The following is a 15,703-nucleotide window of genomic DNA, read 5'->3' on the forward strand; positions in this document are numbered from 1 at the left end:
CCCACCACGATCCGACAGATCCGCCCGCCGTCCGGCATCTTGCCCAACGCCGCCCGGGCGCCTGGGAATATCCAAAAATGAAAACAGCCATCAAGCTTTTACGCGCCTCGTTCGCGATGTGGCTCTGCGCGCACGCGCTGGCCGCCAGCGCGGCCATCGATCCGGCATTGCTCAAGCCGCTTGGCGGAGACGACCCCGACGCGCGTATCGACGCCGTCAACCAGATTGCCGCGCTCGCCAGCGACGATGCGGTGAAGGTCCTCAAGGCATTGAACAGCGATGCCCTGTATGCCACCCCGGCCGGCGACGTATTGATCGTCGACGACGCCGGCAATGCCTTCAACCCGGCCACCGGCCAGAGCGGCCCGGCGCCCGACGACGCCGAAGGCGTGACCGTCAACAACCGCCTGCGCGGCGCGGTCGACGGCGCGCTCTCGGGCCTGAAGCTGCTCTCCGAAAAACGTGAGGAGCGCCTGGCTGCCGCCGGCGACCTGCTCAAGAGCGCCGACCCGGCGCAGCTGCCGCTGATCCAGAAGGCGCTGGCCAAGGAAGGCGACGCCCAGATCAAGGACGTCCTGCAACAGGTGCAGGCCACCGCCAACCTGCATGCGGCCGATCCGGCCGTGCGCCGCGCCGCGGTGAAGACCCTGGCCGAGACCACCAACGCCTCGCTCAAGCCGGCGCTGGAGCAGATGCTGGCCAAGAACCCCGACGGCAGCTACGCCGAGCCCGATGAGGGCGTGCGCATCGAAGCCGTGCGCACGCTGGCCGCGCTGGATCGCCACCTGTCCATCGTCGACTTCGCCGGCAAGCTGTTCTACGGCGTCTCGCTGGGCAGCGTGCTGCTGCTGGCGGCGCTGGGCCTGGCCATCACCTTCGGCCTGATGGGTATCATCAACATGGCGCACGGCGAGCTGCTGATGATCGGCGCCTACACCACCTACGTGTGCCAGCTGGTGTTCCGCAAGTTCTTCCCCGGCGCGATCGACGCCTACCTGGTGGTCGCGCTGCCGGCCGCCTTCATCGTCGCCGCCGCCGTGGGCATCGCGCTGGAGCGCCTGGTGATCCGCTGGCTCTACGGCCGCCCGCTGGAGACGCTGCTGTGCACCTGGGGCATCAGCCTGATGCTGATGCAGGCGGTGCGCTCCATCTTCGGCGCGCAGAACGTGGAAGTGGCCAACCCCAGCTGGATGTCGGGCGGCGTGACCGTGCTCGGCTCGCTGGTGCTGTCCTACAACCGCATCGTGATCGTGTTCTTCGCGCTGTTCGTGGTGTTCGCCGTGTGGCTGATCCTCAACAAGACACGCCTCGGCCTGTTCGTGCGCGCCGTCACGCAGAACCGCCGCATGGCCGACTGCGTGGGCGTGTCCACCGGCCGCATCGACATGATGACCTTCGGCCTGGGTTGCGGCATCGCGGGCCTGGGCGGCGTGGCGCTCTCGCAGCTGGGCAACGTCGGTCCCGACCTCGGCCAGGGCTACATCGTGGACTCCTTCATGGTGGTGGTGCTGGGCGGCGTGGGCCAGCTGGCCGGCACCGTGATCGCGGCCTTCGGCCTCGGTGAGGTGAACAAGTTCCTGGAGCCGATGGCCGGCGCTGTGCTGGCCAAGATCGCCATCCTGGTGTTCATCATCGTCTTCATCCAGAAGCGTCCGCAAGGCCTCTTCGCACTCAAGGGCAGGAGCGTGGAATGAACACCATGTTGATGCGACCCTCTTTGTTTTCCAAACCCGCGTGGACCGGCATCGTGGTCTGCACGGTGATCCTGGCGCTGCTGCCGATCTGCAACCTGGCCTTCGCCGACGGCAGCGCGCTGCACGTCTCCAGCTACACCGTGGCGCTGGTGGGCAAGTTCATGTGCTACGCCATGGCGGCGCTGGCGCTGGATCTGGTGTGGGGCTACACCGGCATCCTGTCGCTGGGCCACGGCGTGTTCTTCGCGCTGGGCGGCTATGCGCACGGCATGTACCTGATGCGCGCCATCGGCCGCGACGGCGTGTACCAGAGCGACCTGCCGGACTTCATGGTGTTCCTGAACTGGAAGGCCTATCCGTGGTACTGGTGGATGACCGAGCACTTCTGGTTCGCCATGCTGCTGGTGGTGCTGGTGCCGGGCGTCCTGGCCTTCGTGTTCGGCTACTTCGCCTTCCGCTCGCGCATCAAGGGCGTGTACTTCTCCATCATCACGCAGGCCATGACGTTCGCGTTCATGCTGCTGTTCTTCCGCAACGACACCGGCTTCGGCGGCAACAACGGCTTCACCGACTTCAAGCGCATCCTCGGCTTCACCATCACCGCGCCGGGCACCAAGGCGGCGCTGTACCTGGTGACGCTGGCGCTGCTGTTCGGCGCGCTGTTCCTCTGCCGCATGATCGTCACCTCCAAGCTGGGCCGCGTGCTGCAGGGCGTGCGCGACTCCGAGTCGCGCCTGATGTTCATCGGCTACAACCCGCTGTGGTTCAAGCTGTTCGTGTGGACGCTGTCGGCCGTGATCTGCGGCATCGCCGGCGCCCTCTACGTGCCGCAGGTGGGCATCATCAACCCGTCCGAGATGTCGCCGGCCAATTCCATCGAGATGGTGATCTGGGCCGCGGTGGGCGGACGCGGCACGCTGCTGGGCCCGATCATCGGCGCCTTCACGGTCAACGGCCTGAAGAGCTGGTTCACCGCGGCCTTCCCCGACCTGTGGCTGTACGCGCTGGGCCTGATCTTCATCCTGGTGACGCTGTTCCTGCCGCAAGGCATCCTGGGACTGGCGCAAAAACTGAAAAAACGCGACGCGCCGCCCGAGGGCGAAGTCGCGTCCAAGGAGGCCGCATGAGTCCCATCGATACCGGCAAGGCGCCCGCGGGCGTGGGCGGCCTGGGCGGCAACGTCGACACGCCGCACGCCGACCACGGCACATCCTACGAGCGCATCAAGCCCGAGGGCGTGGACACCACGCACGGCGCCATCCTCTACCTCGAAAACATCACGGTCTCGTTCGACGGCTTCAAGGCCATCAACAACCTGAACCTGGATATCTCGGTGGGCGAGCTGCGCTGCATCATCGGCCCCAACGGCGCCGGCAAGACCACCATGATGGACGTGATCACCGGCAAGACGCGCCCGACCGCGGGCACCGCCTTCTTCGGCCAGACCATCGACCTGACCCGCATGACCGAGTACGAGATCGCGCATGCCGGCATCGGCCGCAAGTTCCAGCGTCCTACGGTCTTCGAGCAGCACACGGTGTTCGAGAACCTGGAGCTGGCCATGAAGATGGACAAGCGCGTCAAGACCACGCTGTTCGCGCGCCTGGACTCGGCGCAGATCGGCAAGATCGAGGAGATCCTCAAGCTGATCCGCCTGAACGGCCAGGAACGCCGCCCCGCCGGCTTGCTCTCGCACGGCCAGAAGCAGTGGCTGGAGATCGGCATGCTGCTCATGCAGGAGCCGCAGCTGCTGTTGCTGGACGAACCGGTGGCCGGCATGTCCGACGCCGAGACCGCGCGCACCGCCGAGCTGTTGAACGAGCTGCGCGGCAAGCATTCGATCATGGTGGTGGAGCACGACATGGGCTTCGTCGAGGAGATCGCCCAGGGCGGCAAGGTCACCGTGCTGCACGAGGGCTCGGTGCTGGCCGAGGGCAACATGCAGCAGGTGCAGTCCAACGAGCGCGTGATCGAAGTCTATCTTGGACGTTAAGGCGGGACGATAAACATATGCTGCAAGTCAACCAACTCAACCAGTACTACGGCGCGGCGCACACGCTGCGCGGCGTATCGCTCGACGTGCAGAAGGGCCGCGTACTCTCGCTGCTGGGCCGCAACGGCGTGGGCAAGACCACGCTGCTGAAGTGCCTGATGGGCGTGCTGCCGGTGGCCAAGGGCAGCGTCACCTTCGAGGGGCACGACATCACCCGCCTCAAACCCCACCAGCGCGCCAAGCTGGGCATCGCCTATGTGCCGCAGGGGCGCGAGATCTTCGCGCGGCTCACGGTGGAAGAGAACATGCTGATGGGCATGGCCACGCTGTCGGGCCGCAAGGCCGCCAGCATCAAGGGCGAGGTCTACGAGCTGTTCCCGGTGCTCAAGGAAATGCTGCACCGGCGCGGCGGCGACCTCTCCGGCGGCCAGCAGCAGCAGCTGGCGATCGCGCGGGCCTTGCTGGCCGAGCCCAAGCTGATCATCCTGGACGAGCCGACCGAGGGCATCCAGCCCTCCATCATCAAGGACATCGGCCGCGTCATCAGCCTCTTGCGCCAGCGCGGCGACATCGGCATCTTGCTGTGCGAGCAATATTTCGACTTCGCGCGCGAGCTGGCCGACACCTTCGTCGTGATGTCGCGCGGCGAGGTGGTCGCCTCGGGCACGCAGGACCAGATGGACGGCGACGACGTCAAGAAGCACCTGGCGGTGTAAGCAAGCCGGCCGGCGCATGCGCGCTGGCCGCGCGTCTGCTATACACTCGCTGCTGGCGGACGCCCCGCGGGCCCGGCAATGATGAACTTGCACAGGCCCGACGGGCGCGGCATTCCAACCAGACTAGAACAAGGTATGAAACGCATCACCGGCCATTCGGATTCCGCCAGCGCACCGGCGTCGCCGCGCGCGGAGCAGCGCCACGCGCCGGACCAGGCGCGCCTGGCGCTGGAGTTCGCCGACGACGCCGGCACCACCCGCCTGGTGCGGCGCCGGCATTTCGGCCCGCTGCGCGTGCAAAAGCCGCTCTATCCCGAACATCCATCCGTCTGCCACGCCATCATCGTGCATCCGCCCGGCGGCATCGTCGGCGGCGACCAGTTGACCATCGATGCCGAGGTCGGCGCCGGCGCGCACGCGCTGCTGACCACGCCGGGCGCCGGCAAGTGGTACCGCGCCAATGGCGCGCATTCGCGCCAGGGCGTGACGCTCAGGGCCGGGGCCGGCGCCTCGCTGGAATGGCTGCCCCAGGAAACCATCTTCTTCGACGCCGCCGAGGTGAACATGGAACACAGCGTCGAGCTGGCCGCCGACGCCGCCTATCTCGGCGCGGAAATCCTGTGCTTCGGCCGCACCGCCTCGGGCGAACGCTTCGGGCGCGGCGCCGTGGCCCAGCGCACCGAGATCCGGCGGGGCGGCAAGCTGGTCTGGTTCGAACAGGGCCGGCAGCAGGCCGAGCGCATGGGCGGTCCGCTGGCGCTGGACGGCCGCACCGTGTGCGGCACCCTGATCGCGGTCGGCGACGGCATGGACAACGCCTTGCTGGCGGCGCTGCGCGAGGCCACCGGCGCCCTGGCGCTGGAAGGACGCAGCGGCGCCACGCTGATGAAGCAGGTGCTGGTGGCGCGCTACCTGGGCGACTCCAGCCTGGCGGCCCGGCAATGGCTGCACACCGCCTGGCAGGTGCTGCGCCCGGCGGTGGCCAAGCGCGAGGCGGCGATCCCGCGCATCTGGAATACCTGAACGCTTTGTAGAACATCCGTAAAACCTGGAGGCCGTCCGCGGCCGGGAGCCAACATGGAACTGACACCAAGGGAAAAAGACAAGCTGCTCATCTTCACCGCCTCGCTGCTGGCCGAGCGCCGCCGCGCGCGCGGCCTGAAGCTGAACTATCCGGAGGCGGTGGCGCTGATCACCGCCGCCATCATGGAAGGCGCGCGCGACGGCAAGACGGTCGCCGAGCTGATGTCGGAAGGCGCCACCATCCTCACGCGCGCCGACGTCATGGAGGGCGTGCCGGAGATGATCCCCGACATCCAGGTGGAGGCCACCTTCCCGGACGGCAGCAAGCTGGTCACCGTCCATCACCCGATTCCCTGAACAGGAGCACCCGATGATCCCAGGAGAAATGCTGGTCGAGCCCGGCGAGATCGAACTCAACGTCGGCCGCGCCACCGCCGCGCTCACCGTGGCCAATAGCGGCGACCGCCCGATCCAGGTCGGTTCGCACTTCCACTTCTACGAGACCAATCCGGCGCTGAAGTTCGATCGCCGGGCGGCCTACGGCATGCGCCTCAACATCGCCGCCGGCACCGCGGTGCGTTTCGAGCCGGGCCAGGAACGCGTGGTCGAGCTGGTGGCGCTGGCGGGCGACCGTCGCGTCTACGGCTTCAACGCGCTGGTGATGGGCAAGCTCAAATCGCAGGACAAGACCAGCGAAAAGGGACAATGACATGAGCAAGATATCCCGTTCGGCCTATGCCGAGATGTTCGGCCCCACCACCGGCGACCGCGTGCGCCTGGCCGATACCGAGTTGTTCCTGCAGGTGGAGAAGGACTACACCATCTACGGCGAAGAGGTTAAGTTCGGCGGCGGCAAGGTGATCCGCGACGGCATGGGACAGTCGCAGCGCGCCCATGCCGACGTCATGGACACGGTCATCACCAACGCGCTGATCGTGGACCACTGGGGCATCGTCAAGGCCGACATCGGCATCAAGGCCGGCAAGATCGCCGGCATCGGCAAGGCCGGCAATCCCGACATCCAGCCGGGCGTGACCATGGCCATCGGCGGCGCCACCGAGATCATCGCCGGCGAAGGCATGATCGTCACCGCCGGCGGCATCGACAGCCATATCCACTTCATCTGCCCGCAGCAGATCGAGGAGGCGCTGATGAGCGGCGTGACCACCATGATCGGCGGCGGCACCGGCCCGGCGGTGGGCACGGCGGCCACCACCTGCACCCCCGGCCCCTGGCACATCCATTCGATGCTGGCCGCAGCCGACGCCTTCCCGATGAACCTGGGCTTCCTGGGCAAGGGCAACGTCAGCCTGCCGCTGCCGCTGGAGGAGCAGATCCGCGCCGGCGCCATCGGCCTGAAGCTGCACGAGGACTGGGGCTCGACCCCGGCCGCCATCGACAACTGCCTGACGGTGGCCGATCGCATGGACATCCAGGTGGCGATCCACACCGACACCCTCAACGAGGGCGGCTTCCTGGAACACACCCTGGCCGCCTTCAAGGACCGCACCATCCACACCTTCCACACCGAAGGCGCCGGCGGCGGCCACGCGCCCGACATCATCGCGGCGGTAGGCCAGGGCAACGTGCTGCCCTCCTCCACCAACCCGACGCGCCCGTTCACCGTCAACACGCTGGACGAGCACTTGGACATGCTGATGGTGTGCCACCACCTCGACCCGGCCATTGCCGAGGACATCGCCTTCGCCGAATCGCGCATCCGCCGCGAGACCATCGCCGCCGAGGATATCCTGCACGATATCGGCGCGATCTCGATGATGTCCTCCGACTCGCAGGCCATGGGCCGCGTGGGCGAGGTGATCATGCGCACCTGGCAGACCGCGCACAAGATGAAGGTGCAGCGCGGCTCGCTGAAGGAAGACCCTTCGCGCAACGACAACTTCCGCATCAAGCGCTACATCGCCAAGTACACCATCAACCCGGCCATCACCCATGGCATCTCGCACGTGGTGGGTTCGCTGGAGGTCGGCAAGGTGGCCGACATCGTATTGTGGAAGCCGGCCTTCTTCGGCGCCAAGCCGTCGATGATCTTGAAGAGCGGGATGATCGCGGCGGCCCAGATGGGCGATCCCAACGCCTCGATCCCGACGCCGCAGCCGGTGCACTACCGCATGATGTTCGGCGCCTACGGCGGCGGGCTGAAGACCTCGATGACCTTCGTCTCGCAGGCCGCCTTCGACGCCGGCATCGGCGAGCAGCTCAAGCTCAACAAGCCGGTGGTGGCGGTGAAGAACATGCGCAACCTGAGGAAGCGCGACATGATCCACAACGGCGCCACGCCGAAGATGGAAGTCGATTCCGAAACCTATGAAGTGCGCGCCGACGGCGAGCTGCTGGTGTGCGAACCGGCCAGGTCGCTGCCGCTGGCGCAGCGCTATTTCCTGTTCTGAACCATCCAAGACATATGCTGACACTCAATACCAAGGTCGAACGGGCCGACCAGATCGACGGCGAGCTGGTGCTGCCGTATGACCAGCGCGAGAAGAGCCGCCTGCGCGCCACCATGGTTTCCGGCGAGGACGTGGCGGTGTTCACGCTGCGCGGCACCGTGCTGCGCGACGGCGACCTGCTGCGCGGCGACGATGGCCGCGTGGTCAGGATCCGGGCCGCGGCCGAGGCCACCTACCGGGTCGACGCGGCCGACGCCCACCTGCTGCTGCGCTGCGCCTTCCACCTCGGCAACCGCCATACGCAGGCGCATATCGGGCATGAGGGGGGCGTGGGCTTCCTGCGCATCCGCAAGGACCCGGTCCTCAAGGAAATGCTGGAGGGCCTGGGCGCGCGCGTGTCCGAAGAACAGGCGGCCTTCGAGCCGGAGGCCGGCGCCTATGGCGGCGGCCATCACCATCACGGCGACGAGCACCATCACAATCCGCTGGCGCCGATCCCGCTGCGCCAGAAGATCCACCGCCCGAGCGACCCGAAGGAGTCCTGAGCGCCATGCAAGCCGCCGCCCTGCTTCACCTGCTGCAGCTGTCGAGCCCGTCGTTGCCGATCGGCGCGTACAGCTATTCGCAGGGACTGGAGGCCGCCATCGAAAGCGGCCGGGTCGCCAACGAGGCGGCCGCCCGCGCATGGATCGCGCATGCCTTGCAGGAGGTGGTGGCGCGCTTCGAGGCGCCGATCTTCGCGCGCCTGGTGGATGCGTTCGCAGCGCGCGACGCCGATGCGGTGGCGCTGTGGACCGAGCGCTTCGTGGCCGCGCGCGATACCTCCGAGTTCCGCGCCGAGACCATCCAGATGGGCTATTCGCTGGGCAAGCTGGCGGCCGACCTGAAGCTGGGCGATCCCGGGCTGCTGGCGATCCTGCAGGCGCAGCCGGAAGTGCCGCTGCCTACCGCGCTGGCGTTTGCCGTGGTGGCGCTGCAGGTGCCGCGCGAGGCGGCGCTGCTGGGCATGCTGTTCGCCTGGGCCGAGAACCAGGTGCTGGCCTGCGTGAAGACGGTGCCGCTGGGCCAGGTCGCCGGCCAGCGCATGCTGCTGTCGCTGCGCGCCGAACTGGAGCAAGCCGCGGCCATCGCGCAGTCGCTGCCGGACGAGGAATTGTCCAACTGGTCGCCCGGGCTGTCGCTGCTGTCGATGCAGCACGAGGTGCAGTACAGCCGCATCTACCGATCCTGATTACATCCAATATCAACCAGAGACCCAAGACATGAGCAATCCCAATACTCCCAATCCGCTGCGCGTGGGCATCGGCGGCCCGGTCGGCTCCGGCAAGACCGCGCTGTGCGAGATGCTGTGCAAGCGCATGCGCGACAGCTACGACATGGCCGTCATCACCAATGACATCTACACCAAGGAAGACATGGAGATCCTGCTGCGCGCCGACGCGCTGCCGGCCGAGCGCCTGATGGGGGTGGAGACCGGCGGCTGCCCGCACACGGCGATCCGCGAGGATGCCTCGATCAACCTGGAGGCGATCGCGCGCATGAGCGCGGACTTTCCCGACCTCGACCTGATCCTGGTGGAGTCCGGCGGCGACAACCTGGCCGCCACCTTCAGCCCCGAGCTGTCGGACCTGACCATCTACGTGATCGACGTGGCCGGCGGCGAGAAGATCCCGCGCAAGGGTGGCCCCGGCATCACCCGTTCGGATTTGCTGATCATCAACAAAACTGACCTGGCGCCCTACGTCGGCGCAAATCTCGATATCATGGCGGCCGATGCCAAGCGCATGCGCGGCGAGCGCCCCTTCGTATTCACCAACCTGCGCAGCGGCGACGGCGTGGAAAAGGTGATCGACTACATCCGCAAGCAGGGCCTGCTGGACCAGAAGGCCGGACACTGAAGCGCTGCGCCCGTCATCCAACGATTTTCAGATTCGCACAAGGAGAAACTTATGTTCGCACTTTCGACCAAGAACCGCGCGCGCCTGGGCGTGCTCGCAGTGGCTGCGCTGGCCGCAGGCTCGGCCATGGCCCACCCCGGCCATCCGGGCGCGCACATGGACGCCGCAGCCAGCTTCATGAGCGGCTTCACCCACCCGTTCTCGGGCATCGATCACCTGCTGGCGATGCTGGCCGTGGGCCTGTGGGCGGCGCAGAACAAGCAGCGCGCCCTGTGGGTGCTGCCGCTGGCCTTCCCGCTGATGATGGTGGTGGGCGCCTTGCTGGCCATCGGCGGCCTGGAGCTGCCGGCAGTGGAAACCGGCATCGCCGCCTCGGTGGCGGTGATGGGCCTGCTGATCGCGTTCGCGGTGCGCATGCCGCTGTGGGGCAGCGCCGCGGTGGTGTCGCTGTTCGCGCTGTTCCACGGTTATGCGCACGGCAGTGAATTGCCGCACGGCTCGTCGGCCGCGATGTACGGCGCCGGCTTCATCCTGGCCACCGCCATCCTGCATGCGACCGGCCTGGTCGTGGGCCTGGTGGCCGGCCGCAAGATGGCCGACCGCGTGGTGCGCGTGGGCGGCGTAGGCATCGCCGCCGTCGGCGCCTATCTGCTGGCGGCCTGAGCCTCCGGCAAGAGCTCCACTGAACGCTGGCCGCGCGCGGCCAGCCACGCATCCAGCACGGCCTCGCTCCCCTTGGGGAAATGCAGGCCGAGCTTGGAGCGGCGCCACAGGATGTCGGCCGCGCAGGTCGCCCACTCGTGACGCAGCAGGTAGTCCACTTCGGCGGCGTACAGCCCGGCGAAGATCTCTTCTCCCATCTCTTCCAATTTGCTTTTTCCTTTCAGCAGCGCATGCGCGCGGCTGCCATAGGCGCGCGCATAGCGTTGCAGCAGTTGCGGCGGCAGCCAGGCGTATTGCTGCTGCAGGTCGTGCACGAAACCGTCGAACTCCCGCACCGAACGATTCTGCGGCGTGGGCGCGAACAGGTCGCCGCCGGGCAGGCAGGCGTCGGCGGTCCAGGAGCCGCGGCTGTTGCCCAGCACCGGCGCAATCATGTCCACGGCCTCCTCGGCCAGCTTGCGGAAGGTGGTGATCTTGCCGCCGAACACCGAGAGCAGCGGCGCGCCGTCGCGATTGAGGTCGAGCTGGTAGTCGCGCGTGACGGCCGAGGCGTCGGCCGCGGCGTCTTCCAGCAACGGACGCACGCCGGCATACGACCAGAGCACGTCGGCGGGCGCGATGGGCTTGCTGAAGTAGCGGTTGGAGAGCGCGCACAGGTAGCCGATCTCCTCGTCGGAGATGGCCACCTTGGCGCTGTCGCCGCGGTACTCGACGTCGGTGGTGCCGATCAGCGTGAAGTCGCGTTCGTAGGGAATCGCGAAGACGATGCGACCGTCCGGGTTCTGGAAGATGTAGGCGTGGTCGTGCTCGAACAACCGCTTGACGACGATATGGCTGCCCTTGACCAGGCGCACCGACTTGCCCGAGCGCACATGCGCGGTTTCGCCCAGGAACTGCGCGACCCACGGCCCGGCGGCGTTGACCACGCAGCGCGCGCGCACCTGCACGGCGTGGCCGTCGGCCTGGCGCAGCGTGGCTTGCCATTGCTGGCCCTGGCGCACCAGCGACTCGCAACGGGTGCGGGTGTGAATGCGCGCCCCCTTTTCGGCGGCGGCCATGGCGTTGAGCACCACCAGGCGGGCATCGTCGACCCAGCCGTCGGAGTAGACGAAGCCGCGCGTGAACTCTGCCTTGAGCGGCGCGCCGGCGGCGTGCCGGCGCAGGTCCAGCCCACGCGAGCCGGGCAGCAGCTCGCGCCGCGCCAGGTGGTCGTACAGGAACATGCCCAGGCGGATCAGCCAGGCCGGCCGCTGGCCCTTGGCGTGCGGCATGACGAAGCGCAGCGGCCACATGATGTGCGGGGCGCTGCGCAACAGCACCTCGCGTTCGATCAGCGCCTTGCGCACCAGGCCGAACTCGTAGTGCTCGAGGTAGCGCAGGCCGCCGTGGATCAGCTTGCTGGATGAAGAAGACGTATGCGCCGCCAGGTCGTGCTGTTCGCACAGCACCACCGACAGGCCGCGGCCGGCGGCATCGCGCGCGATGCCGGCGCCGTTGATGCCGCCGCCCACCACCAGGACGTCGCACTCCAGCGGGGTGGGGACCGGTTCTCTGCTCTGTGCTTGCATGCCTTGCCTCTTACAGGACGCGCTTGCGGATCTGCGTCACCACGACTTCCGTGACGATCACGATGGCGAAGATGGAGACCAGCACGGTCGCCACGCGCGGCCACTGGAACAGGTTCAGCGCGGTGTCGAGCACCATGCCCACGCCGCCGGCGCCGACGATGCCCAGCACCGCCGACTCGCGCACGTTGATGTCCCAGCGCAGCAGCACGATGGACATGAAGGCGGGCTTGAGCTGCGGCCAGTAGCCGTACCAGATCTCGGAGAGCTTGCTGGCGCCCGAGGCTTGCAGCGCCTCGATCGGGCCGCGCGGCATCTGCTCGATGGTCTCGCCGGCCATCTTGCCGACGAAGCCGATCGAACGGAAGGCGATGGCCAGCGTGCCGGCCAGCGGGCCGGGGCCGAAGATGGCCAGGAACAGCAGCGCCCAGACCAGCGAATTGACCGAGCGGCTGGCCACCAGCACGATGCGGGCGAACAGGTTCAGGCCGCGATGGGGCGTCAGGTTGGACGCCACCAGGAGGCCGAACGGAATGGCCAGCGCAATCGACAGCAGGGTGCCGAGGGTGGCGATGTGCAGGGTCTCGATCAGCCCGGCCTTGACGTCGCTGCCGAAGTATTCCCAGTCGATGGGCCACATGCGGCCCAGCATGTCGCTCATCTGTTCCGGCGCGTCGTAGAGGAACTCGGGAATGATCTCGATGTAACGCAGCGACTGCACCACGGCGGCCGCGATCACCAGCCAGACGGCGAAGCGCAGCAGGCGCTGCAGCGGCGTGTGGCGCTGCCATTCGCGCTCGGCCGGGCTGATGGCGGCCTGCGGGTTGCGGAGTGCGGTATCAGACATTGAAGACCTTCTTGACCGAGTTCGCCAGCAGTTCGCCGACGACGATGATGGTGATGATGGTGACCAGGATGGTGAGCACGAAATCGTAGTCGAAGCGCTGGAAGGCGGAGAACAGCACGCCGCCCACGCCGCCGGCGCCGACGATGCCGACCATGGTCGAGTTGCGCAGGTTGGAGTCGAGCTGGTAGGTGGAGAAGCCGACGAAGCGCGACAGCACCTGCGGCAGCACGCCGAACAGGATCACGTTCATGAACGAGGCGCCGGTGGCGCGGATGGCTTCGACCTGCTTGATCGAGATCTCCTCGATGGCCTCGGCGAACAGCTTGCCGATGAAGCCGATGGAGGCCACGATCAGCGCCAGCACGCCGGCCAGCGCGCCGAAGCCGACCGCCTTGACGAACAGGATGGCGACGATCACCGGGTGCAGCGAACGACACACCGAGACGAAGGCGCGCGCGGGCCAGGAGATCCAGGCCGGCATCAGGTTGCGCGCGCCCATCAGGCCGATGGGCAGCGACAGCAGGATGCCGAACAGCGAGGCCAGCACGGCGATCTGCAGGGTTTCCTTGATGCCGTCCCACAGGATGTCGCCCTTGCTGACGTCGGGCGGGAACATGCGCGCGAGGAACTTGGCGCCGTTGCCCAGGCCCGAGGAGAAGCGTTCCCACGAGAAGCCCAGCTGGGTGGCGGCATAGATCGCATACAGCACGATCAGCCAGCCGACGATGCGCGTGACGAGCTGGGGCTTGAAGGCCAGGCTCACGCGGGCGGTGTTGTTGGTTGCGCTCATGCCAGCCAGTCCTCGCCGCCGTAGATCTGCTTGAGGAAATCGTCGGACAGGTTCTCGGCGTTGCCGTCGTACACCACGTGGCCGCCGGACATGCCGATGATGCGGTCGGCGTAGCGCTTGGCCAGTTCGACGTCGTGGATGTTGACGATCACCGGGATCTTCTGCGCGCGGCCTTGTTCCTTCAACAACGAGATGATCTCGAAGGAGGTCTTGGGGTCCAGCGAGGAGGTCGGCTCGTCGGCCAGCAGCAGGCGCGGGCGCTGCATCAGCGCGCGCGCGATGCCCACGCGCTGGCGCTGGCCGCCCGAGAGCGCATCGGCGCGCTGGTTGGCGAAGCTGCCCAGGCCCACGGTGTCGAGCAGTTCGAAGGCGTGGGCGATGTCTTGCTTGGAAAAATTGCGGCGCCATGCGGTCCAGGCGTTGACGTAGCCGAGGCGACCGCACAGCAGGTTTTCCATCACCGAGAGGCGCTCCACCAGGTTGTACTCCTGGAACACCATGCCGATATGGCGGCGCGTCTCGCGCAGCGCGCGGCCGCGCAGTTCGGCCAGGTTGACGCGACGGCCTTCGCCCTCGAACCAGATCGCGCCGCGGCTGGGGTCGACCAGGCGGTTGATGCAGCGGATCAGCGTCGACTTGCCGGTGCCGGAGGGGCCGATGATGGCGACCAGGCCGGCGTCGCCGATCTTCAGGTCGATGCCTTTGAGGATGGGATGGCCGGGCTTGTATTCCTTGACCAGGCCCTGGATTTCGATGGCGTGTGACATGGGCGGAGCTTTCTTTTCGGTGCGTTTCGCGTTGCTCGGCGCGGCTGCGGGATGCAACCGGCCGCGACCCGGGATCGCTCCCGGGCCGTCAGGCTTGAATCGGTGTGTGGCGGTGGTGCGCGGAGACTTACTTCTTGCCGGCGTTCTGCTTGTCGTAGGCGGCGCGGTTGAAGGATTCACCGGCGGTGTGGGCGACGAAGCGCACCATCTCGAAGTCCTTCTTGTAGTTGATCGGGTAGAAGCGATCGGCGCCGGCGAAGGCCTTCTTCAGGTCATCGGTAAAGCGATAGTCGTAGAAGCATTGCAGCATCTTGTCGCGGAATTTCGGTTCCAGGTCGTGCGCGTAGGCGAAGTCCTGGGTCGGGAATTTCTCGCTGTGCCAGATCACGCGGAAGTTCTCGGCCTTGATCACGCCGCGTTCGACCATGCGGTCGAAGACGTCGGAGGCGATGGCGGCGGCGTCGTAGTCGCCGGAGTTCACGCCGAGGATGGACTGGTCATGCTTGCCGGAGAAGATAACCTTGTAGTCCTTGTCCGGGGTCACGCCCAGCTTGGGGAACAGGGCCATCGGCGCCATGTGGCCGGAGTTCGAGGAGGGCGCGGTGTGGGCGACCTTCTTGCCCTTGAGGTCGCTCATCTTCTGGATCGGGCTGTCCTTGCGCACGATGACGTTGAGCGTGTAGCCCTGGTAGCCCTTGGCGTCGCCGATCACCGCGAACGGCACCGCGCCGGCGATGTTCACGGCGAAGTTGGTCGGGCCCGGCGAGAAGCCGCCGACGTGCAGGCGGCCGGAGCGCATCGCTTCGATCTCCGCGGCGTTGGATTGCACCTGGAAGAAGACCACCTTCTTGGCGGTGCATTGCGACAGGTATTCGGTGAACGGCTTGAAGATCTTGTCGTAGACGGCCGGATCTTCCACCGGCGTGAAGGTGAAGACCAGGGTGTTGGGAGTCTTCAGCTTCTTGGGATCGGTGGGGGTGTCGGCGGTCAGGTCGTGGTTGGCGTCGCAGTATTGCTGGTCGAGGTCACCGCGGTTGCTGCAGGAATCCTGCGCGAAGGCGATCGCCGGCGCGGCGAGCGCCAGGGCGAGCAGGGTCTTGATCAGACGCTGGGTCATGCTGTCTCCTGATGGATGGTTTGTGATCGTGATCCGGTCCGCGCCGTGGGGCCGGTGGATGTGCGGAGTGTAGGCGAGCGCGTCGGCTTTTGCCATGGCGCATCCGCAGCATTTGCCGAGTTTCCTTGCAGCCGGCTTTCCCACGGCTTTCAATCTGCTTTCATTGCGCGCTTGTCGCAGGCGGCGGGAGTGCGCACAAGGACTCGCGCCCATTCTGGT

The 15,703-nt window shown here is 67.0% G+C and carries 17 protein-coding genes; 12 read left to right on the forward strand and 5 right to left on the reverse strand.

Annotated elements, in window-relative coordinates; genetic code table 11:
* Nucleotides 1–77: 77 nt before the first annotated feature.
* The 12 genes from urtB to Herbaro_RS21930 all read left to right on the forward strand — a co-directional run bounded on the left by urtB (nucleotide 78) and on the right by Herbaro_RS21930 (nucleotide 10,398).
* Nucleotides 78–1,694, forward strand: a complete 1,617-nt coding sequence (urtB, locus tag Herbaro_RS21875; RefSeq protein WP_275011707.1) for an urea ABC transporter permease subunit UrtB — start codon at nucleotides 78–80, stop codon at nucleotides 1,692–1,694.
* Nucleotides 1,691–2,821 (forward strand): urea ABC transporter permease subunit UrtC, encoded by a 1,131-nt coding sequence (gene urtC / locus Herbaro_RS21880; protein WP_275011708.1) that lies wholly within the window; start codon nucleotides 1,691–1,693, stop codon nucleotides 2,819–2,821. The genes urtB and urtC overlap by 4 nt, the downstream gene beginning before the upstream one ends.
* Nucleotides 2,818–3,687, forward strand: coding sequence for an urea ABC transporter ATP-binding protein UrtD (urtD, locus tag Herbaro_RS21885; RefSeq protein WP_275011709.1), 870 nt, complete (start codon nucleotides 2,818–2,820; stop codon nucleotides 3,685–3,687). Before urtC ends, urtD begins: the two co-directional genes overlap by 4 nt.
* Before the next feature lie 17 nt (nucleotides 3,688–3,704).
* Nucleotides 3,705–4,403, forward strand: coding sequence for an urea ABC transporter ATP-binding subunit UrtE (urtE, locus tag Herbaro_RS21890; protein WP_275011710.1), 699 nt, complete (start codon nucleotides 3,705–3,707; stop codon nucleotides 4,401–4,403).
* 135 nt (nucleotides 4,404–4,538) lie between these two features.
* Nucleotides 4,539–5,426 (forward strand): urease accessory protein UreD, encoded by an 888-nt coding sequence (locus Herbaro_RS21895; RefSeq protein WP_275011711.1) that lies wholly within the window; start codon nucleotides 4,539–4,541, stop codon nucleotides 5,424–5,426.
* Nucleotides 5,427–5,480: 54 nt separating this feature from the next.
* Nucleotides 5,481–5,783, forward strand: coding sequence for an urease subunit gamma (locus tag Herbaro_RS21900; protein WP_275011712.1), 303 nt, complete (start codon nucleotides 5,481–5,483; stop codon nucleotides 5,781–5,783).
* A gap of 13 nt (nucleotides 5,784–5,796) precedes the next feature.
* Entirely contained in the window at nucleotides 5,797–6,135 is a 339-nt protein-coding gene (locus tag Herbaro_RS21905; RefSeq protein WP_275011713.1) for an urease subunit beta, read from the forward strand.
* A gap of 1 nt (nucleotide 6,136) precedes the next feature.
* Nucleotides 6,137–7,837: an urease subunit alpha gene (ureC, locus tag Herbaro_RS21910; protein WP_275011714.1), complete on the forward strand. Its 1,701-nt coding sequence runs from the start codon at nucleotides 6,137–6,139 to the stop codon at nucleotides 7,835–7,837.
* A 14-nt stretch (nucleotides 7,838–7,851) separates the two neighbouring features.
* Complete coding sequence (gene ureE, locus Herbaro_RS21915) at nucleotides 7,852–8,382, forward strand: urease accessory protein UreE (protein ID WP_275011715.1); 531 nt, start codon at nucleotides 7,852–7,854, stop codon at nucleotides 8,380–8,382.
* 5 nt (nucleotides 8,383–8,387) lie between these two features.
* Complete coding sequence (locus tag Herbaro_RS21920; protein ID WP_275011716.1) at nucleotides 8,388–9,068, forward strand: urease accessory protein UreF; 681 nt, start codon at nucleotides 8,388–8,390, stop codon at nucleotides 9,066–9,068.
* 31 nt (nucleotides 9,069–9,099) lie between these two features.
* On the forward strand, nucleotides 9,100–9,735 hold the full coding sequence (gene ureG / locus Herbaro_RS21925) for an urease accessory protein UreG (RefSeq protein ID WP_275011717.1): 636 nt from the start codon (nucleotides 9,100–9,102) through the stop codon (nucleotides 9,733–9,735).
* A 51-nt stretch (nucleotides 9,736–9,786) separates the two neighbouring features.
* Entirely contained in the window at nucleotides 9,787–10,398 is a 612-nt protein-coding gene (locus Herbaro_RS21930; RefSeq protein ID WP_275011718.1) for a HupE/UreJ family protein, read from the forward strand.
* On the opposite strand, the gene glpD is transcribed toward Herbaro_RS21930, so the two are convergent.
* The 5 genes from glpD to phnD all read right to left on the reverse strand — a co-directional run bounded on the left by glpD (nucleotide 10,380) and on the right by phnD (nucleotide 15,484).
* A complete protein-coding gene (glpD, locus tag Herbaro_RS21935; protein WP_275011719.1) occupies nucleotides 10,380–11,966 on the reverse strand; it encodes a glycerol-3-phosphate dehydrogenase in 1,587 nt (528 codons plus the stop codon). The two genes, Herbaro_RS21930 and glpD, sit on opposite strands and share 19 nt — an antisense overlap.
* Before the next feature lie 10 nt (nucleotides 11,967–11,976).
* A complete protein-coding gene (gene phnE / locus Herbaro_RS21940; protein WP_275011720.1) occupies nucleotides 11,977–12,810 on the reverse strand; it encodes a phosphonate ABC transporter, permease protein PhnE in 834 nt (277 codons plus the stop codon).
* Nucleotides 12,803–13,600: a phosphonate ABC transporter, permease protein PhnE gene (gene phnE / locus Herbaro_RS21945; RefSeq protein WP_275011721.1), complete on the reverse strand. Its 798-nt coding sequence runs from the start codon at nucleotides 13,598–13,600 to the stop codon at nucleotides 12,803–12,805. The genes phnE (Herbaro_RS21940) and phnE (Herbaro_RS21945) overlap by 8 nt, the downstream gene beginning before the upstream one ends.
* Nucleotides 13,597–14,367: a phosphonate ABC transporter ATP-binding protein gene (phnC, locus tag Herbaro_RS21950; protein WP_275011722.1), complete on the reverse strand. Its 771-nt coding sequence runs from the start codon at nucleotides 14,365–14,367 to the stop codon at nucleotides 13,597–13,599. The genes phnE (Herbaro_RS21945) and phnC overlap by 4 nt, the downstream gene beginning before the upstream one ends.
* A 127-nt stretch (nucleotides 14,368–14,494) precedes the next feature.
* Complete coding sequence (gene phnD / locus Herbaro_RS21955) at nucleotides 14,495–15,484, reverse strand: phosphate/phosphite/phosphonate ABC transporter substrate-binding protein (RefSeq protein ID WP_275011723.1); 990 nt, start codon at nucleotides 15,482–15,484, stop codon at nucleotides 14,495–14,497.
* Nucleotides 15,485–15,703 lie beyond the last annotated feature (219 nt).

It is taken from the genome of Herbaspirillum sp. WKF16 (assembly GCF_028993615.1).
In the GTDB taxonomy this organism is placed as follows: Bacteria; Pseudomonadota; Gammaproteobacteria; order Burkholderiales; family Burkholderiaceae_D; genus Herbaspirillum.